We start from the raw sequence: 20,533 nt of genomic DNA, 5'->3' as shown, positions 1-20,533 counted from the left end.
CCGTGCTCTTATTGCACGGTTTTTTTGTTTTTCGGCACCTGTTCTCATTTCGGGGCCTTAGGACGATAGAGGGCATCAGTATAAAAAGAAGGGCAAGGACTGCCATAGTGGCATTCTTTGCCCTTCTTTGCGTTATGGAGAATTAGATCCAAACCAATAGAGATTTGAAGGAGGATTTGCTGTGAATTTACAAAGTCTAAACACGCTGGAATACGAAATCATTAAAACAGAGCTTGGGCGCCACGCAGTATCTTATGTAGGAAAAAAAGCTGTAGAAGAGCTTATGCCAATGACCTATTTGCCGACGATTCAAAGAGCAATGGAGGAAACTTCTGAAGCTAAAGAACTGCTGGAACGAGGATCGAGTGTACCCATTCCTTCATTAGAAGGCATTGAGTGGATCATGTCATTAATGGGGACTGGATATTTGTACAGTGAACAAGATTTGACTGCGGTTGCTACATTTCTTAAGAGCTGTAGTCAACTGCGAAAATATATGGTCTCTAAAGAACAGAGCGCTCCACGGATTGCTTCATATGCATCCTCGTTGATGGAGTTAAATCACGTGAGGGAGGCTATTGATCGTTGTATCCGTTTCGGTGCGATTGATGATGGAGCAAGTAAGGGGTTAGAGCGAGTTCGTAAACGGATTGTAGTGGCTAAAGAACGTCTTCATAAAAAAATCGACGGAATTATGTCACGCCATCAATCGATTTTGCAGGAGAATATTTATAGTCAGCGAGGTGGACGTTACGTTATCCCCGTAAAACGGGAATATCATAAACAAATAAAAGGATCGGTGCTTGATCAATCCACAAGTGGACAGACGGTGTTTATTGAACCAGACGAGATCGCTGCTCTCCAAATTGAGCTTGATTTGCTTTTGGGTGAAGAGGCGCGAGAAGAAGCCGTAATCCTCAGCATGCTGACTAGCTTGGTAGAACAGGAACAGGCTGCCCTGCACCTTAATATTGAGGCTACGGGTACGTATGATTTTATTTTTGCTAAAGCTAAATATGCACGAACGCTGGGGGCATCTTCTGTTACGCTGAATGCGAAAGGCTTTCTAAAGATGATTGGAGGCAGGCATCCCATGCTGAAGGGGATGATTCCGATCAATCTGGAGGTAGGTAAGGGGTATAAATCCCTCATCATTACAGGCCCAAATACAGGTGGTAAAACTGTGGTCCTTAAGACACTAGGGCTGCTGACGATCATGGCTCAATCAGGGCTGTTGATTCCGGTCGAGGAGGGCAGCGAATTCACTATTTTTACGGATGTAATCAGTGTAATTGGCGACGGACAAAGTCTGGCACAATCACTCAGCACATTCTCGGCGCAAATGAAGAGTATTGAGGGAATGCTGAGAGATGCATCTAAAGGGGTGCTGCTGCTCATTGACGAGCTGGCGGCTGGTACGGATCCCGGGGAAGGCATTGCGCTCTCTATCGCGATTCTGGAAGAGCTGAGCCGTAAAGGGGCGAATATTATTGTTACTACACATTTTAATGAGCTAAAAGCCTTTGCAGCCGCAACGACGGGCTTTCAAAATGCGCGAATGGAATTTGATAAAGAAACGCTACAGCCGTTGTATCGATTGACGATTGGAGAAGCAGGGGAAAGTTACGCTCTGCAGATCGCTAAAAAGCTGGGGATACAGGATAACGTTATTAAGAGATCATGGGAAATCGTAGAGGCGCAGCAACAAAGGCTACAGAAAGGCAGCGGAGAGGCATGGGGAAATCTTTTCAGCAAAGATGGAGAACAGGAATATGATGCACTTCCAGTAGAGGAACATGGCAATGCAGAAGAAGAGGCTGCTCCATCTGACCGCAGCAAGGAGAAGCTGATTCAATTTGAAATTGGAGATGCAGTTGTGGTAACGTCACTCGGCCGGACAGGGATCGTATATGAGAAGAGAGATCATTTAGGAATGGTTGGGGTGATGATCCAGAAGCAAAAAATGAAAATTAACCATAAGCGGTTGAAGCCCTATCTTTCAAAAGAAGAGCTATACCCGGAGGAATATGACTTTGATATTATTTTTGAGAGTAAGGATACACGTAAAAAGCGCAAGCTGATGCAGCGTAAGCATGTTGAGGGTTTAACGATTACGCACAGAGATGAAGAATAGATTCAAATGAAGATCTGTCCACGAGACAGGTCTTTTTTTATAGATATAACGAAATAAGTGAATTTCAAGCAGGAGTAAAGGCCTAGGGCTTAGAAGTTATTGTAACCACCATAAAACTTTGTTACAGTAAAAATATTTATGTTCCATAACTTAAATGTAGATATACGTTCAACTAGAGAAGGGAAGAAACACATGAATAATAAGAAAATATGCAGGTTGTTGTTAACGCTGCTCGTGATGGCAACTCTATTGTCAGCATGTAGTAGAACAACTTCTAGCAGTAATCCATTATCTTCGCGGCATAATGTAGTAGACGATAAGCCACAAGCTGGTGGAGTAGTTACCTACGGATTCTCCTCACCATTTACGGGTTTGTTTGAGCCTGCTTTTTATGAAGGTGAAGATGATTTTCATGTGCTGGAATTTATTACTGAGCCGATGTTTCAGGTAAATGATGAACTAGTGACGGTTCCTAATATCGCCTCTTGGCAGGAATCTGATGATCATAAAGTATTTACCTTTAAAATTAAACCGGGAATCCGTTGGCATAACGGTGATGAATTAACGGTAGAGGATTGGAAATTCGCAATTGAAACTATTGCTAGTCCAGATTATACGGGCTCGCATTATTATAGTGTTGAAATGATTCAGGGTGCAGAGGCATATCATGAGGGAGAAGCGAAGGGCATATCCGGATTGAAGGTTATAGATCCTTATACTTTGAAAATAACTGTAACTGCTGCACGGGTAAACACCATCGATAGTCTGTGGCCCTATCCGATGAATAAAAAATACTATACTGGAATTGCTGTTAAAGATATGCCTGAAAGTGACCAGATGCGAAAATCTCCTATAGGTATTGGCCCTTTTGAGGTTGAACATATTCAGCCTGGCCAGAGGGTAGAAATGAAACGTTTTGATCAATATTACAAGGGCAAAGCGCTATTGGATGGGATAGTGTATAAGGCATTTGACGATAAGGAAGTGGCTGAACGCTTTCAATCAGGAGAGATTGACATAGAGTCAGCCCCTCGGGATGCTTATGATGATCTAAAAGAACTGGATAACATTAACATCCTGCAAACTGCTGAGCTAGGCTATGAATATATAGGTTTTAAATTCGGGCATTGGGATACGGAAACCGAGACCATCGTAATGGATAACCCTAAATTTGAAGACAAAAGATTACGGCAAGCTATGTATTATGCTTTAGATCGTGAAGGGATCATCAAAGCATATTCCCACGGTCTAGCTGAGGCTGTAGAGACTCCAATATCTAGCACTAGCTGGGCGAAGATCCCTGATACTGAGATTAATGCTTATCTGTATAATCCTACAAAGGCCAAGGAACTGCTGGATGCTGCTGGGTTCTTGGATCTAGATGGTGACGGATTACGAGAAGACCCAAAGGGCCAGAAGCTGATGATCCATTTTGATTCTATGCTAGGCAGTCAAACAGCAGAGCTACGTACTAATGCCATTTTAAGAAATTGGCGTGATGTTGGACTCGATGTACAGCTGAACGGTGGAGCCTTAAAGGAATTCCATGCTTTCTACGATGCAGTGGAAGCCGATGATCCGTCTATCGAACTATTTTACGGAGTATGGGGGTTAGCGAGTGATCCCGATCCAACAGGTCTATGGAGAGAAAATGATCTATGGAACTATCCCCGTTGGTCTTCCGAGCGGAATGAAGAGCTGATTCGTGAAGGCGTAAGTATGAAGGCATACGATATGGATTATCGTAAAGAAATATACTATGAGTGGCAGAAGCTGGTTAATGAAGAGGTGCCTATGATCTTTTTTGCCGAACGAAAAGCGATAGTTCCAGTAAATAAGCGCCTACAGGGCGTTCGCGTGAATTCTATGAGTACGATTATAGACCCTTATAAATGGTGGATTAAGGAAGAGGACGAAAAATAAAATAATAATTTTTTGTGAAAAGTGAAATCAAATTGTAGTTTCATTCGTCATATATAGTATGGAGGATGACGACGATGAAGAGACGGATAGTAGTGGGGGCAATCGCAGCTGTATTAGTCGTTGTCTTAATTGCGGTATGGAGGCCAACTGGGCTTGGTTTTAAACCGAATATTGACGCGGAATCAGCAGTGCTTCTAGATATGGATACCGGAGATATATGGGTGGATATTAATGGTGATGTACCCATGCCACCGGCCAGTGTATCTAAATTAATGACAGAAATGATTGTGCTGGATCAAATCTCCTCTGGAATGATTAGATGGGAGGATAGAGTCCCAATTAGTGCCTATGCAAGTAAAATGGGCGGCACAAGCCTCTCATTGAAGCGGGGAGAATTCTATACTATAAGAGAATTATTCGAAGGAGTCACTATTTATTCTGCCAACGATGCTACTGTTGCATTGGCTGAGTATATGGCTGGTTCAGAAGCCTCTTTTGTGCTCATGATGAACGACAAGGCACATAGTCTAGGCTTATCTTCTCGTACAATATTTACTAATGCAACGGGCCTATCAGGTAAGGATCTTGGTTTCACTGATCCGAATATGCATATCAGCGGTGAGACTATGATGACAGCTCGTGATACCGCTAAATTGGCTGCCGCACTAATCCATCATCATCCGGATATTCTCAATATTTCCAGCCGTACACAAATGCATTTGAAGAATAAGGGGCTATATGTAAGTAATAGCAATTTCATGTTGCCAGCTATGGGTGGCATTTACGCTTATGAGGGTACAGATGGTTTAAAGACTGGACATAATAACCGGGCAGGATACTGTATTGCAGGCTCGGCTCAGCGGGATGGGCATAGGCTTATTGCAGTCGTTATGGGGGCAAAGACTTATGAGAGCCGATTTGAAGGGGCAGCAAAATTATTTGATTACGGATTTTTCCGTGGTTTACAATCCGGTGATCGGGTTAAACATATGATGAATCCGCTCAGAATTAGGAACTAAAGTCGGAGCGCCATACCAGTATTTATTACTTGGTTTGGTGCTTTTTCCCTATTCATGTCGTTATTTGTGGTTTCTTTTTATCCATTTAGTGATTACAATAGAAATATTGTTTTAGTGCACATTATTTTAGAACCGCAAAAAACTTTTTTTCTATAATTTTGAATGACCTGAATTTCTTGAAAGGGGGGACAATAAGATAATGGAATAAGGGTCAGTTGATCGCCGTGAGAAATAAAGTCATGACTGCCTGATAAAGATTCAGGAAGCATTATATATATGGCAAGCAATTATTCTACAATAAAGAAGGAATCAAAAATGAAGGAATCAAAGATGAAAAAAATAAAGAAAAGATATATCGCCCTCATTGTTCTTGTTGTTATTATAGCGGGAGGCTTTCTGTTTCGTAATTCCCTGGCTGTATTAGCCTTCGACCTCTTTTTGTCTGATCGGGTTGAAACTAAGCTAAAGGAAGAATCTTACCAGCCGCTTAAGGATGATAATAAGGTTAAGCCAGAACCGGTTGTGTACAAGAGCGATCCGTTCTCAATTATGCTCTTAGGTACCGATCAACGTGATAATGAAACGGCACGTTCAGATACCATGATGTACGCTGTTGTTCGGCCTGAGGACTATAAGATCCTGCTCATTTCTATTCCGCGTGATACGTATACGGAAATTATTGGTCATAAGGATAATAAAAAGGATAAGATTACACATGCCTATGCTTTTGGGGGGCAACAGATGGCCAAGGATTCTCTAGAAGCTCTGCTTGGTCATGATATTCAATATTATGCGACAATAAATTTCCAAGGACTCAAGGATGCTGTAGATGCTATTGGAGGCGTTCCGCTGCCGATTAAGAAAGACATTGTGAACAAGGGTAAGGATCATGAAAAGTTTACAATTGAAGCTGGAAAGTCGCTTTATAACGGACAAGAAGCACTGAACTATACGCGCTATCGTGAGGATAGTGACTTTAACCGTACCAAACGCCAACAGGTTTTTATTGATGTTGTAGCGAATAAAATGTTATCGATCAGTCAAATTGGCAACATTCCGAAGTTGCTGGATATTATGGGAGATAATTTCAAAACCGATATAGAGCCTTCGATGATCATTAGTCTAGCCAAAAAATTCATGGGCGGAAAAGGCATGGATATCTCAAGCTTCACAGTTATGGGTGAAGGTAAACGTATGGATGGTGTTTATTATGATATCGTTGATGAAGAGGATTTGAGTGAAGCTAAGGCGATGATCGACAACTGGATGAGTGCAGCAACACCTGTAGATCAACTAATTGAGCCGGGAAAAGCAAGTAATGCACTGGAGCCTAAATCAACAGCAGTTACGCAATAATTCTAAAGTGGAGTTCAAACTCATATAATTAATTGCAGCAGCCATTCACATTCTTATGGCTGCTGCTTACTGTCTTCATGCTATAATGTATTGGAACGATTATTAAGCTGCCACGTATTAATAATTTTGCATGGTAGTAAAAGGAAGTTAAAGAACCGTAATTCCTTCGGAACTCTTTGAGGAGGATCAAGAGATGAATATTGCATTTTTTTTACTTCCGAAACAGGAAGTCGCTTGCGTAACGATCGATTCAACGCTACGCCAAACGTTGGAGAGGATGGAGTATCACCGTTATACTGCTGTCCCTATTTTGAACCGAAATGGAGAATACGCTGGTACGGTTACAGAGGGTGATCTGCTCTGGTATATGAAGGAATCCGAGGGCAAGGTTACTTTCGAGAACGCTTCAAAATTCTTGCTTAAAGATTTGCCGTTGAGGATGAATAACAGACCTGTCTCGATTGATGCGGATATGGAAGATCTGATTAATTTGGCTAAGGTACAGAACTTTGTTCCTGTAGTCGATGATATGAACCGGTTTATTGGCATCGTTCGCCGGAGTCAAGTCATAGAATATTGTGAGAAATTTGTATCAAAACAATCTCAAGAGTCATTATAGCCCAATTTATTCGCGGTAATAGAAGCAATCGGAACAAGGCCTGTATTTCCGGCGATAACGGAAAGCAGGTCTTTTTTAAAAATGTAAGAAGTACTAGTTCATCCCCTGTTGAAGCATACTTAAGGTGCGTGGGGCGCCCTTGTGTGACACGGAATTTTTTATGCTATAATGGAGAATAAAGCTTTTTGCCGGAGGTAGAGAGACGTGTCCAATGTGCCGAAGGATCTGGATGTCGCTAAACGCGCCAAGGTAATTGAATGGTTAAAAACAGAAGTGATTGACCAAGTTTCACGGTTATTTAAAGCGTTATGGGAAGGCAGTACTACCCGTGTGGGCGACAGCCTGGCTAGTTTGATTATGAGCTCTTATATTTTGGGCCGCAGACTAGGGATTCCCTATCGTCAATTAGATGACTTGCTACTCGAGAAGCTCAGAAAGCATAAGCAGGAAGGGCATCAACTGGAAGAATGGTATCAAGATATATCTGCTTTAGAAGAACATATGCGTAAGAGGTGAATACTGTTGAAATTTCGCTGGTCATCTGTGGCTTGGAGCGTAGTATATTTACTTTTGCTGCTTAGTTTAACGACTCCACTGCTCATCATCACTACCCTATTTATGATTGTTCCGGCAGTAGTGTTATTCACTACGCTGAACACCAAACAATTCGTTATACACGTATTGCCGGTGTTGCTGATTGTTGGTCTGATTACACCTATTTATGTGCTGATCGCGGCGTATTTCTTAATACCTGCTCTGGTAATGGGACGTTGGTATAAAAGACATGCTTCAGCAGTATCTACCGTGATTGCAGGTACGGTTACGATTCTTGGAGAATTCCTGTTACTCTTATTACTCGGTACGGCGTTATTTAACTTTGATTTGTCTAACTATGTGAACGATGTGCTGCAGATGGTTAACTCGCCTCTGTCTGATCTTGGTACTGCTAATCCACTGTTTACTGATCTTGGATTTACGACTGAGGATGTAAACAAGCTAAGTCATATGACGGTTCAAATGATCCCAATGACTCTAATCGTAAGCTCTTTTATGATAGCTGTCATTACGCATTCTATTGTTCGTCCGATTCTGAACAGTATGAATTATGCAGTGCCTAAGATGAAGCCTGCTCGTGAATGGAGACTTTCGAGATCGTTTATTTGGTATTATTTGATTGGTGTGGTTCTTCAGCTCTTCTTCTCAGGATCAGAGAATAATTACATCCTCATGATTTCTGCCAATCTACTGCCGTTGCTACGAATTGGCTTTATGATTCAGGCGATTGGATTTTTCTTCTTCCTGGCGCATGAACGCAAATGGAACAAGATGGTTGCCATTCTGCTAGCAATACCGGTCATTTTGCTGCCGCCGCTACGCATTATCGGTATTATTGATCTTGCTTTCCCACTGCGGGAGTATGTGACGAAATCGAAACGATAGGGTGAGAGTTCATGCCTAAATTTCTGCAAAGACGCTGGCACGGCTATCATACCGTATGGGCGTTCATGCTGCTGTTGGCCCTTATTATAATTGTTAGTATTTATAACTGGGCTCTTGGGGTCGTTAGCCTGTTTCTGGCAGGTACATTATGCTTCTATATGCTGAAGACGGAAATTTCGTTCCGCCGTAATCTGGTGGAATATATTAATGGATTAACTTTTCGTATTAAGCGAGTGGAGGGAGAAGCAGTGAGTATGCTGCCCCTCGGAATCATTCTGTTTAGCGAAGATCGAACAGTAGAATGGAATAACCGCTATGCTGGTGATATTTTTGCGCGCAAGTCTTTAGTTGGGGAACCGCTACTGGAATTGCTGCCGGATATGCAGTCTTTTTTTACGACGAATGTATCGGGAAAAAGGGATGTTCACAAAGAAGGCGTATTGCATGACACTCGCCTTGAGCTCACTGTGGATGAACGATTTTACCAAGCTGTCATTATTCCAAGTGAACGTATTCTTTACATGTATGATATCACTGAGCTTGTGGTGCTACGTGAACGTTATGAGGATGAGAAGCTGGCGATTGGCATAGTGATGATGGATAATCTAGATGAATCTGCTCAAGGAATGGATGATCAACAGCGTACTTCTCTGATCGCTAAGGTAGCGAGTGAGATCACCGAATGGAGTAAACAGTTTGATGTTTATCTGCGTCGTCTGTCGTCTGAGCGTTATCTAATGCTACTTAATCATCGTAGTCTGCAAGCACTGGAAGAAAGTCGATTCGTTATTCTCGATGAGATTAGGGAAATGACTGCCGACCTTAAAGTGCCTATGACACTGAGTATTGGTATGGCATTTGGAGCGGACTCTGCAAGCGAGCTAGGTGCCTTAGCACAATCCAGTTTGGATATGGCGCTCGGCCGAGGTGGAGATCAGGCTGCTGTAAAAGCAGGTCAGAGGTTGTCTTTCTACGGTGGAAAGAGTAATGCTGCGGAGAAGCGTACACGAGTGCGGGCACGAGTGATTGCGCATGCGCTACGTGATTTAATGCAGGAGAGCGACCGTGTGCTGATCCTCGGCCACCGCACACCAGATATCGATGCTGTTGGTGCTGCGATTGGCCTTCTGAGAGCCGCACAGATGTATAATGTAGAGGCTAGCATTGTGATGGAAACTCCTAATCCTTCCATAACGAACATGATGGAGCAGATTCGGAAAGACGATGAATTGTTTAAGTCGTTCATCACAACGGAGCAGTCTTTACAAGTGATGACGGAGCATACACTGCTTATTGTTGTAGATACCCATAAGGCATCTATGACAATGGAACCGCGGCTTGTGCAATATGCGAGTAGAATTGTGGTGGTGGATCATCACCGTAGAGGTGAAGAGTTCATCAACGATGCTGTACTTGTCTATTTAGAGCCTTATGCTTCATCAACCTGTGAGCTGGTGACAGAGTTGCTTCAATATATCCATGAGAAGGTAAAGATTAGTCCATTGGATGCTACAATGCTCTTAGCGGGAATTACTGTAGATACGAAGCACTTTGCACTGCATACAGGCTCACGTACATTTGAAGCTGCAGGGTTTCTGCGCCGAAATGGTGCGGATACCGTTCTTATTCAGCGTATGCTGAAGGAGGATTTACAGGAGTATATTTCAAAAGCCGAAATTATCAAACATGCGCGTATGATTTATGATCAAATCGCATTGGTCGTTACGGCACCAGGTATGAAGATTCCTCAGCTACTTATCGCTCAGACTGCGGATACATTACTTGGGATGACGAACGTAGTCGCTTCATTTGTCATTAGTGAGCGACCAGACGGCCTGATAAGCATTAGTGCTCGATCACTTGGGCGTATGAATGTACAGGTCGTGATGGAAAAAATGGGTGGCGGTGGGCATCTATCGAACGCCGCGGTACAGCTAGAAGGAACATGTAAAGAAGCAGAAGCCAGACTGCTGCAAGTGCTGGCTGAAATCGAATCGAAAGAGGGTTTATTCGAATGAAGGTCATTTTCATAAAAGATGTTAAGGGTCAAGGTAAAAAAGGTCAGGTTAAAGAGGTATCCGAAGGCTATGCTTCGAACTTCCTATTACCACGTGGATTAGTTCGTCCGGCAACGGAAGGCAATGTGAAGACGCTTGAGAATCAAGCAGCTGCTGAACAACGCCGTAAAGATAACGAAAAAGAAGAAGCTCAGCAACTGGGCAAGAAGATAGATGAGCTTACTCTTACTATGAAAGCAAAAGCAGGTGAAGGCGGCCGTCTATTCGGCGCAATCACGAGCAAACAAATTGCTGAAACGCTAGCTTCCACTCAAAGCATTTCCATCGATAAGCGCAAGATTGAGCTAGGAGAGCCGATTCGTCATTTGGGAGTGTTTCAAGTAAGTATAAAACTACACACTGAAGTAAAGGCTACCCTTAAGGTTCAGGTAACGGAGGAGTAACATGGGTGGAGATCTCTTTTTCGATCGGGTTCCCCCGCAGAATCTTGAGGCGGAGCAAGCGGTAATTGGTGCTGTTCTGTTGCAGGATGAAGCGCTCATTACTGCAATGGAACGGGTGAATACCGAAGACTTCTACGATAAAGCGCATCAAATGATTTTTGAGGCGATGGTGCAGCTCGGAGAAGAGAGCCAGCCGATTGATCTTGTTACGCTTACTTCTAGACTGCAGGACAAGGGAGAGCTCGAAGATATTGGTGGTGTTAGCTACCTAGCTAAGCTGGCGCATGCTGTGCCTACTGCGGCTAACGTAGAATACTACGCGCAGATTATTGAAGAAAAGGCTATGTTACGGCGTTTGATTCGTACAGCGACGCAAATTGTAAGCGAGGGTTACACCGGCGGTGAAGATGTAGCCGATATGCTGAGTGATGCAGAACGGCGAATTCTTGAAATCTCTAACCGGCGCAGCGGCAGTGGATTTATCGCAATCCGCGATGTTTTGATGGAAGTATTTGATAAGGTTGAACTCCTCCATCAGAATAAAGATAAGGGCGGCATGTCAGGTATTCCAACGGGATTTGTGGATTTAGACCATATGACTAATGGATTCCAGCGCAATGATTTGATTATTGTTGCAGCCCGTCCTTCTGTAGGCAAGACAGCATTCGCGCTAAATATTGCTCAGAATGTGGCCGTACGTGCCAAAGAGACGGTTGCCATATTTAGTCTGGAAATGTCTGCGCCGCAGCTAGTACAGCGGATGATTTGTGCCGAAGCTAATCTGGATGCGAATACTATGCGTACCGGTGACTTTAAGAGTGATGATGATTGGTCGAAGCTGACTATGGGCATTCAGTCCCTATCGGAGGCCGAGATTTATATCGATGATACAGCAGGGATTACTGTAACGGATATTCGTGCGAAATGCCGGAGGCTCAAGAAGGAAAAGGGCCTGGGGATGATCGTCATTGACTACTTGCAGCTCATTCAGGGCCGCGGTAAAGGCGGGGAAAACCGTCAACAGGAAGTATCGGATATATCCCGTACTTTGAAGCAGATCGCTCGTGAATTGGACGTGCCGGTTATCGCCCTGTCGCAGCTTAGCCGGGGTGTGGAACAACGTCAGGATAAACGACCGATGATGAGTGACTTGCGTGAATCCGGTTCTATCGAGCAGGATGCCGACATTGTTGCGTTCTTGTATCGTGACGACTATTACAATCAGGACACTGAGAAGAAAAATATTATTGAAATTATTATAGCCAAACAGCGTAATGGTCCGGTTGGGACAGTAGAGCTTGTCTTCCTCAAAAACTTCAACAAGTTCGTTAACTACGAGCGAGCACATGCAGAACCATTTGCTGGGTAACCTGTCATGTATGATATCCGAACGATTGCACATTTCTTTGTGTAATCGTTCGTTTTATTTGACTTTGAAAAAAACGGCTGTTACACTGAGTATTGTCCTTTAGTGGGTAAATCCGCTTGGAGTCCGGAGGGCTACGTACATAAGAATGACGTACAGGGCCCATATTATGAAAAATAATGGTGCTTGCTAGCACCTACGGAGGAATGAACATGTCAACGGTAGTCGTCGTGGGAACACAATGGGGAGACGAAGGTAAAGGGAAAATCACTGACTTTCTAGCGGAAAGTGCAGATGTGGTTGCCCGTTATCAAGGGGGCAATAATGCCGGTCACACGATTCTGATTGACGGTGAGAAGTTTAAGCTCAGCTTAATCCCTTCTGGTGTATTTTATAAAGAAAAGACTTGTGTAATTGGTAACGGGATGGTTATTAATCCAGCTGCCTTGATCCAAGAAATTAATTATATTCATGAGAACGGATTTGACACTAAAAACTTAGTGATCAGCGACCGGGCTCATGTTATTATGCCTTATCACATGGTACTGGATGCTCTGGAAGAAGACCGTAAGGGTCCGAACAAGATTGGTACAACACGCAAAGGCATCGGTCCATGTTACATGGATAAGGCTGCACGTAACGGTATCCGTATTGCTGACCTGATGGACGCTGAGGAATTCGAATTGAGACTTCGTCACTTGATGGAAGAGAAGAACCAAGTAATTACTCAAGTATATGGTGCGGAAGCTCTTGATGTTGAAGAGATTCTGACTCAGTACCTGGAATATGCGGAAGTGCTACGTAATTATGTGACAGATACGTCGGTCATTCTTAATGAAGCTATTGATGCAGACCGCAAAGTATTGTTTGAGGGTGCACAAGGGGTAATGCTTGATATCGATCAAGGTACGTATCCGTTTGTTACTTCTTCTAACCCTTCTGCAGGTGGCGTATGCATAGGTTCTGGTGTTGGACCTTCTAAGATTAAACAGGTTATCGGGGTTGCTAAAGCCTACACTACTCGTGTTGGAGATGGCCCGTTCCCTACAGAACTGAACGATGCAACTGGTGATTATATCCGTGAAACAGGTCATGAATATGGAACAGTTACAGGACGTGCTCGCCGTGTAGGTTGGTTTGACAGTGTTGTTGTAAGTCACGCTCGTCGTGTAAGTGGAATCACAGGCTTGTCTCTTAACTCGCTGGATGTGCTGAGTGGACTTGAGACTGTGAAGATCTGCACAGGCTACAAATACCGTGGTGAAGTAATCACGCATTACCCAGCTAGCCTTAAGATGCTGGCAGAGTGCGAAGCGGTATATGAGGAGCTTCCAGGTTGGAGCGAAGATATTACTTCTGCAAAAACATTGGACGATCTGCCAGCAAATACACGCAGATATGTTGAACGTGTATCTGAGCTTACAGGGATTCCGATCGCCATCTTCTCAGTAGGCCGTAACCGTGAGCAGACGAATCAAGTAATGCCAATTTATATCTAAATATATTTAGTCATTTATAAGGGACCTCGCGAGAGGTCTCTTTTTTATGTTTACTTTTATGCGTATGTTTCCCGAAGCCGGTTCTAGTCAATACTGGGAGTATAGAAAAACATGGAAAAAATATACCAGATAGACTTGAACATAGGTGAGAGGAGAGAAGAAATGAAGATCGTGAAGCGTGCACTGGGAGTATGTCTAATTGTAGTACTCGCAAGTACACTTTCAATTCTAACTACGGGCGTGGTTGTAAATGCTTATATTCAGTCGGTGCTGGCGAGCTTCGATATTAAAGTGGATAGTCCAGGCCCAGGTTTAGGTGGGATGGTCAAGAGCATTATTGGCATGGATAGCCAATCGGACTCCAATAAAGCGAATAAAGAAGCGACGACAACAGGCAGCGCGGTAAACAAGGATAAAGATAAAAGTAAGGATACATCTGAAAAAGGGGAGCCGGTGGAGGAAAAAGCACCCGAGGATGCTTTACCGGTTATGGGCCAAGCCTCAAATGAGTCTTCTACTAACGAAAGCCAGAGTGGAAGTTTAGAGGACCAGAAATTGGTAATGACACCTGAGGCAATAGGTGACTTAAAAGATAATCTCCCTTCGGCGGAGAAGGTAAATATATTCAATATCTTGATGTCCAAACTACCGCAGGATGAGATGCAGAAAATCTCCACGGCGATGGAGGATGGTCTAACGGAGGATGAGGTTAAGGAGCTGCAACAAGTCATTGCCAAATATGTTGATCCCGATGAATACGAGAGTATAATGAAAATGCTTACACCAACTACAGAAACTCTACAGCAACCATAGTAATTGTCAATTTCTAGACACAAGAAAAAGGCTAAATTTTCATATTTGCGCAAAAAACCCGCGTATTTCGTGGGTTTTTTTATGTGTACAAAGTTGAAATTTTCCGCTCAGCTATGGTACATTAGACAAGGATGTTCAAAGGGTTAATTTTTTGTAACCAATTGTAACCTTTTTGAGGGTCCATTAGAAGCAGGAAATTAGAACTAGGATAAGTGGAAATATTCATGGTCGTAATCTATATACTCGAGATCGTATAACTAGCTTGGCCGCTCGTCTCGGATGACCGAGCGGACTGAAAGGGAGAGTTTCATGAAGGGATTTAAGTTCATGCGCCGGATGGGGAAACTGCAGGATAGCGACACAGCAGAATCCGGAGCAGATGTTCAGCAGAGCCACAATTTAGATCACGACTCCACACACTTTCATCAAGAAAAAGGCACTCGTAGATTCCGGCACTCTTGGATTTTGGGAGCTGTTGGTTTAGTACTTCTAACCACTGTGTTGATTGGTGCAGAGAAAAAGTATGTAGCAGCCAATACTGAAACCTTCTATCAAGTGTTGGTGAAGGGTAAGGAGATCGGGAAGCTTAACGATCAGGCACAGCTTAATCAGCTGTATGATAAGAAGCAACAGGAATATCAGGACAAGTATCCAGATTCAACGATGGTGCTTCAGACAGAAGGCATTACAATTAAACAGGAGAAAGCGTACAAGCCGGAAGTTGATAGTGAAGCAACGCTTAATAAACTAGATGGAATGCTGAAGGCTTATGCCGTAGGTGTACAATTATTGGTAGATGGCAAGGTGGTTGGCATTGTTAAGGATCAAGAGACCGCAAATGCGGTGCTTGAAGGGGTAAAGAATCATTATGTTCCGCAAACTAAAGTAGCAACGGCTAGTAAGCTCACAAGAACAGCAGCCTCAAGTTCAAGTGCTGCGAAAGCAAAAGCTCCTAACCAAGTGGAGTCAGTCAAAATTAGTGAAGAAGTTGCTATTGTTCCAGTGAAGACAGATCCTAACAAAGTGTTGGATGTCGAGGAAGCGGTCAAAACTCTTACCGAGGGTAAAGAAGCACCACTTCTTTATACCGTTCAAGAGGGCGATACGATTTCGGGGATTGCCAAACGGTTTGAAATTACACAAAAAGAGATCTATAGTAACAACCCGGATGTGAAAGAGCTAACGTTGAAGATTGGAGATACACTGAAGCTGAAGGTACCACAGCCAGATGTTACAGTTGTTACTGTAGAGCAAGTGTCAGAGCAGGTGGTTACTGAGCCTGAAGTGATCGTGCGGAAAAGTGACCAGTTACCAGCAGGCAAAAGTAAGGTGGTTCGTCCAGGACAAACGGGCCTTAAAGAAATGCAGTATCGGTTAACAAAGAAAAACGGAATGGTCGTACAAGAAGAGTGGTTGGGTCAGACCGTTATTAAATCTTCTCTCCCTGAAGTGGTTTATCGGGGTACGAAGGTAGTTGGTGAAGGAACAGGCATGTTCAGTTGGCCAGTAAGCGGAGCAACCCTTACTAGTAGTTTCGGTGAGCGCTGGAGCCGTGCTCATAAGGGTCTAGATATGGTATCTGGCAACCGGAGCATTAAAGCCTCTGATGCCGGAACTGTAATCTTTGCTGGTGTGAAGAGTGGATATGGAAATGTGGTTATTGTGGATCACCGTAACGGATACGAAACCTATTATGGCCACTTAAACAGCATCTCCGTTTCTACGGGACAGCGTTTGGAGCAAGGCGCCAAAATTGGCGTAATGGGCAATACTGGACGCTCGACGGGAACACATCTGCATTTTGAGATTCGGAAGAATGGCACTGCGGTAAATCCAATGAAGTATTTGCGATAATTCATACTTTAACCTCAACTGCTCGATTAAACTCGAGCGGTTTTATTTTTTTTAATATAGGAATGACGATATAGCTGTTTCTTTTTGCTGGGGAAGCCGATTCCTTATTTCGTAGGATGTGACGGTAAGACAGGTATGTTAAAATAAAGGAATGATCTTTAAGTAGGGATAGGAAGGTGAAGCTGAGACATGCAGATGGGAACGATTCTGGTAGTAGACGATGAACAGCCTATTGCTGATATATTGAAGTTTAATCTAGAAAAAGAAGGCTACGAGGTTATTTGTGCTTTTGATGGTAACAGTGCAGTAGAATTGGCATTGTCCAAAAAGCCTGATCTTATGCTGCTTGATCTTATGCTGCCTGGTAAGGACGGGATGGATGTTTGTCGTGAGGTTCGTTCTGCACATTTGGACATTCCTATCATTATGCTTACTGCCAAAGACGGAGAGATTGATAAGGTGCTTGGTCTAGAGCTTGGTGCGGATGACTATGTGACCAAACCTTTTAGTACACGTGAGCTACTCGCCAGAGTGAAGGCCCAAATGCGGAGACAGCACAAACCGTCACCGCCGGGAATGGCGAATGAACCTGCAGAGACCAGACAGGGTATATACCATTTTGATCTATTTATTGATACAGATATGTATCTGGTTTATAAGGGTGGGGAGCCGCTTGATTTGACCCATCGTGAATATGAGCTGCTCTACTATATGATTAAACATGCGGGTAAGGTGATGACCCGGGAGCATTTACTGCAGGCTGTGTGGGGATTCGAGTATTTCGGCGATGTGCGGACCGTAGACGTGACGATCCGTCGTCTAAGAGAGAAAATTGAGGAGAATCCCAGCAAGCCGGAATATATTTATACTCGGCGCGGACTTGGCTATTTGATGCATAGCCCTAAAAGCGGAGGACTGTGATGAAGTGGTGGTCCTTTTTCCGGACAATTCAGGCCAAGCTTATTATTATTTATGTGCTGCTGATTCTGATAGCTATGCAGTTAATTGGAGTCTATTTTGTCAGCTCGATGAAGAACTCGTTAACGGATAACTTCACGAAGGATCTTAAAGCACGTGCGGAGATGCTGTCCATCCTGACTGCTGATAAATTCGGTAGTGAGGCTGGTACCGTTGACGAGGAAACGGCTGTAGAAAGTCTGCGTGGTATGGTTAATAATCTTTACATTAACGGGGCCGAGATTCAGGTGCTTGATGCCAGCGGCAAAATCATCACCACCTCCGTGCCCTCACAGAATGACTATGTCGGACAGCGCAACACTCAGACCGTAGTGAATCGCGCCTTGCAGGGGATCAGTGATAATGAAGAATATATTATTGCTGATGATAATGTGCGGAAAAAGGTTGTGGCCAAGCCGGTACTTTCCGGTGACAAGGTAGTAGGTGCAATCTATATTGCTGCTGACATGAAAGATTTATATGCGACCATGGGCAGGATCAACAGTGTATTCATCTCTGGTTTGCTGTTAGCCTTGGGACTGACAGTTGTCCTATGTGTTATTCTTGCACACACCATTACGCAGCCGATTAAAGAAATGACTAGGCATGCAACAGCTGTTGCTGAAGGTCGGTTCAATCGAAAAATGCCCGTACTCGGCAACGATGAAATTGGACAACTCAGTCAGGCATTCAATTATATGACCGGCAGATTGCGTGAGGCGCTCTCTCAGAATGAGGAAGAGAAAGAGAAGCTTACCTCTATTCTGACGAATATGAGTGACGGTGTGGTAGCCACGGATGAGAATGGTGTAGTCATTCTTATGAACCTTCGAGCAGCACTTATGCTGGGAACAGAAGGTCCGTTGCCGGAAGGTGCCCCACTGGATAAATTGCTAGGTCTTGATTATGAGCAGAGTGGTTCCTTGGCTAAAGGAAATGCCCAGTCTGCAATGCTTCATCTGACACATATGGGTGGAGAAGATTCTAATATCGTGAGAGTTACGTTTACTCCGATTCATCGCCGTGAAGGTGGGATTGCCGGTACTATTGCCGTGCTGCAAGATGTAACTGAGCAAGAGAACCTGGAGGAATCACGCCGAGAGTTCGTCGCGAACGTTTCGCATGAGCTAAGAACACCACTTACAACGATTAAAAGCTATGTGGAGGCACTTGATGATGGAGCGCTTGAGGACCCGCAGTTAGCGGTTCGTTTTGTTGGGGTTATTCGTAACGAAACCGAGCGTATGATTCGTCTGGTTACGGATCTACTGCATCTGTCGCGTCTGGATTCCAAGGAGGCACTTCTCAGAATTCAGCAGACGGATATTACTGAAATGCTAGAGGATGTAGCAGACCGCTTTTCTTTTCAGATTCGGCAGAAGCGGATCGACATTAGTACAAGGGTCCGTAGGGATGTCAGCACAGCATGGCTCGATCGTGATCAAATCGATCAGGTCTTGGGGAATTTGGTCTCCAATGCATTAAAATATACGCCAGAAGGCGGTACGATTGAATTGGAAGCCTTGAAAAGTGAGGATGGAATGCTCTCCATTTCTGTACGTGATTCCGGGATTGGTATACCGAAGAAAGACATCGAGCGGATCTTTGAACGTTTTTATCGGGTGGATAAGGCGCGTTCACGGAATATGGGAGGCACCGGACTTGGCCTTTCCATTGCCCGGGAAATTGTGAAAGCCCATGGAGGCTCTATTTCCCTGCAATCCGAGCTTAATGAAGGCTCTAAGGTAACCTTTACACTACCTCTGAATGCGCAAAGGGGGAGTGAGGCATGAAGGAGAGATTGAAGTCATGGATTCTAGCCTTGCTCGTGCTGGGAAGTCTTGTTGAGAGTTACTATTTGATTTATCGCTTGCCTGGTGCAGACTCAGCGGTACTTTCCGAGAATCTATATGTGAAGACAGACAATATGGGACCGGAGGAAAAGGTTGAGAACCTGCTGTACCCTGATAAAATGATCATCCATATGGGCGATAACAAGCATACGCTTTTTTATCCAGACTCAACGTTCTATAGCTTGATTATGAATCGGTTAAAAGGGCGTGGATTTGAAAGCTTCCAGCGGCACTCGGTACAGGATTATGATTGGGATAAGATTCGAAATGAGAATCCGGGGATTGAGCTTTCGTTCGGATCCGGCATTCCGGTAACGTTACTTCAGCGGGTTATGCAGCTGTCACCTGATTCCCTATTTGAAGGAGAAAGCATTGATCGCATTTGGATCTATAACATTAAGAATGACTCCAAAGCGCATGCCATTTTCTTCAGTACGAGAGGCGACATTATATATGAAGCGGCAAAAGCGGATTTAACTGTGCAAGACGTGCAGCAGCATGTGGATTTCGGCAAGAACTGGACGCCTTACAAGTCCGTAGATGGTGATTATTATGTGCCAGACAGCAAGATTTCTCTGGTTCAGGTTGAGATGCCTTCAGGCATGTATACCATAGAACAAATGCAGAACAATCTTTTCTTCGATGTTGGAAGCACTAGATATATTCGCGAGAAAAATGGCTCGGAGATTTATACGGATAGCAAACGGAGTCTTCAGGTCGATAAGGAACGGAATTGGATGAGCTATAGCGATCCTGCCGCACTTCCAGCCGGAGACAGTACACCTGCCAAGGATGCGCTTGAAGCTGTAGAATTTGTGAACCAACATGGTGGATGGAATGGAACCTATCGTCTTGAAGCCACCGAGGAGGGGAGACAGGAGAGAAAGGTCTCTTTTCAACAATATTATGGCTCCTATCCATATGGCTCCTATCCGATCATGAGCAACTCGCAGCTGCAGTATGGTGTAATTAATCTGGAATTGCAGCAAGGCACCGTATCCTCTTATGAACGCTCGTTAATCTATATTGATGAGAGTAAGGCAGAGAAGAAAATCGTAGAGCTATCTGGAGGCGTGGAGCTAGAGAATCAATTGTCTGCGGTCAGCAAAACTTCGGCAGTGAAGGATTTAACGCCTGCGTATGTACCTGTAGTGAAAGAAGAGAAGCTGCAACTACTTCCAGTCTGGAAGGTTACGCTTATTGACGGCAGCGTTCTTACATTAAATTAATGTACAAGTT

At 44.0% G+C, this 20,533-nt stretch carries 16 protein-coding genes; all 16 read left to right on the top strand.

What is annotated here, in order from left to right; all coding sequences use genetic code 11:
* Window positions 1–181 precede the first annotated feature (181 nt).
* The 16 genes from H70737_RS29435 (at window position 182) to H70737_RS29360 (ending at window position 20,523) form a co-directional block, all read left to right on the top strand.
* A complete protein-coding gene (locus H70737_RS29435) occupies window positions 182–2,134 on the top strand; it encodes an endonuclease MutS2 (RefSeq protein WP_042193042.1) in 1,953 nt (650 codons plus the stop codon).
* Between the two features lie 192 nt (window positions 2,135–2,326).
* The gene (gene opp4A, locus H70737_RS29430; protein ID WP_042193041.1) at window positions 2,327–4,057 is read left to right on the top strand and encodes an oligopeptide ABC transporter substrate-binding protein; all 1,731 of its coding nucleotides are present in this window, start codon (window positions 2,327–2,329) and stop codon (window positions 4,055–4,057) included.
* A gap of 74 nt (window positions 4,058–4,131) precedes the next feature.
* Window positions 4,132–5,076, top strand: coding sequence for a D-alanyl-D-alanine carboxypeptidase family protein (locus tag H70737_RS29425; protein ID WP_042193040.1), 945 nt, complete (start codon window positions 4,132–4,134; stop codon window positions 5,074–5,076).
* A gap of 315 nt (window positions 5,077–5,391) precedes the next feature.
* Window positions 5,392–6,432 carry an LCP family protein gene (locus H70737_RS29420; RefSeq protein WP_179085792.1) on the top strand — a complete coding sequence of 347 codons (1,041 nt, stop codon included), beginning with the start codon at window positions 5,392–5,394 and terminating at the stop codon, window positions 6,430–6,432.
* A gap of 193 nt (window positions 6,433–6,625) precedes the next feature.
* Window positions 6,626–7,051, top strand: coding sequence for a CBS domain-containing protein (locus tag H70737_RS29415; RefSeq protein WP_042193039.1), 426 nt, complete (start codon window positions 6,626–6,628; stop codon window positions 7,049–7,051).
* A 213-nt stretch (window positions 7,052–7,264) separates the two neighbouring features.
* Complete coding sequence (locus H70737_RS29410; protein ID WP_170880353.1) at window positions 7,265–7,567, top strand: MazG-like family protein; 303 nt, start codon at window positions 7,265–7,267, stop codon at window positions 7,565–7,567.
* A 6-nt stretch (window positions 7,568–7,573) separates the two neighbouring features.
* Window positions 7,574–8,491, top strand: coding sequence for a DUF2232 domain-containing protein (locus tag H70737_RS29405; RefSeq protein WP_042193038.1), 918 nt, complete (start codon window positions 7,574–7,576; stop codon window positions 8,489–8,491).
* 11 nt (window positions 8,492–8,502) lie between these two features.
* A complete protein-coding gene (locus H70737_RS29400) occupies window positions 8,503–10,509 on the top strand; it encodes a DHH family phosphoesterase (RefSeq protein ID WP_042193037.1) in 2,007 nt (668 codons plus the stop codon).
* Window positions 10,506–10,952 (top strand): 50S ribosomal protein L9, encoded by a 447-nt coding sequence (gene rplI, locus H70737_RS29395; protein WP_042193036.1) that lies wholly within the window; start codon window positions 10,506–10,508, stop codon window positions 10,950–10,952. The genes H70737_RS29400 and rplI overlap by 4 nt, the downstream gene beginning before the upstream one ends.
* Before the next feature lies 1 nt (window position 10,953).
* Window positions 10,954–12,321, top strand: a complete 1,368-nt coding sequence (gene dnaB / locus H70737_RS29390; protein WP_042131710.1) for a replicative DNA helicase — start codon at window positions 10,954–10,956, stop codon at window positions 12,319–12,321.
* A gap of 209 nt (window positions 12,322–12,530) precedes the next feature.
* Window positions 12,531–13,817 (top strand): adenylosuccinate synthase, encoded by a 1,287-nt coding sequence (locus tag H70737_RS29385; RefSeq protein WP_042193035.1) that lies wholly within the window; start codon window positions 12,531–12,533, stop codon window positions 13,815–13,817.
* Between the two features lie 162 nt (window positions 13,818–13,979).
* Window positions 13,980–14,630 (top strand): hypothetical protein, encoded by a 651-nt coding sequence (locus tag H70737_RS29380; protein ID WP_042193034.1) that lies wholly within the window; start codon window positions 13,980–13,982, stop codon window positions 14,628–14,630.
* Window positions 14,631–14,939: 309 nt separating this feature from the next.
* The gene (locus H70737_RS29375) at window positions 14,940–16,484 is read left to right on the top strand and encodes a M23 family metallopeptidase (protein WP_042193033.1); all 1,545 of its coding nucleotides are present in this window, start codon (window positions 14,940–14,942) and stop codon (window positions 16,482–16,484) included.
* Window positions 16,485–16,673: 189 nt separating this feature from the next.
* Window positions 16,674–17,405: a response regulator YycF gene (gene yycF, locus H70737_RS29370; protein ID WP_042193032.1), complete on the top strand. Its 732-nt coding sequence runs from the start codon at window positions 16,674–16,676 to the stop codon at window positions 17,403–17,405.
* Complete coding sequence (walK, locus tag H70737_RS29365) at window positions 17,405–19,234, top strand: cell wall metabolism sensor histidine kinase WalK (protein ID WP_042193031.1); 1,830 nt, start codon at window positions 17,405–17,407, stop codon at window positions 19,232–19,234. Before yycF ends, walK begins: the two co-directional genes overlap by 1 nt.
* Window positions 19,231–20,523 carry a YycH family regulatory protein gene (locus H70737_RS29360; protein WP_042193030.1) on the top strand — a complete coding sequence of 431 codons (1,293 nt, stop codon included), beginning with the start codon at window positions 19,231–19,233 and terminating at the stop codon, window positions 20,521–20,523. Before walK ends, H70737_RS29360 begins: the two co-directional genes overlap by 4 nt.
* The last annotated feature ends 10 nt before the right edge of the window (window positions 20,524–20,533 follow it).

Origin of the sequence: Paenibacillus sp. FSL H7-0737 (assembly GCF_000758545.1) — a bacterium.
Taxonomy (GTDB): Bacteria; Bacillota; Bacilli; order Paenibacillales; family Paenibacillaceae; genus Paenibacillus_AQ.
Note: the sequence above shows the minus strand (reverse complement) of the source record. Positions and strands in the feature narration are given on the sequence as shown.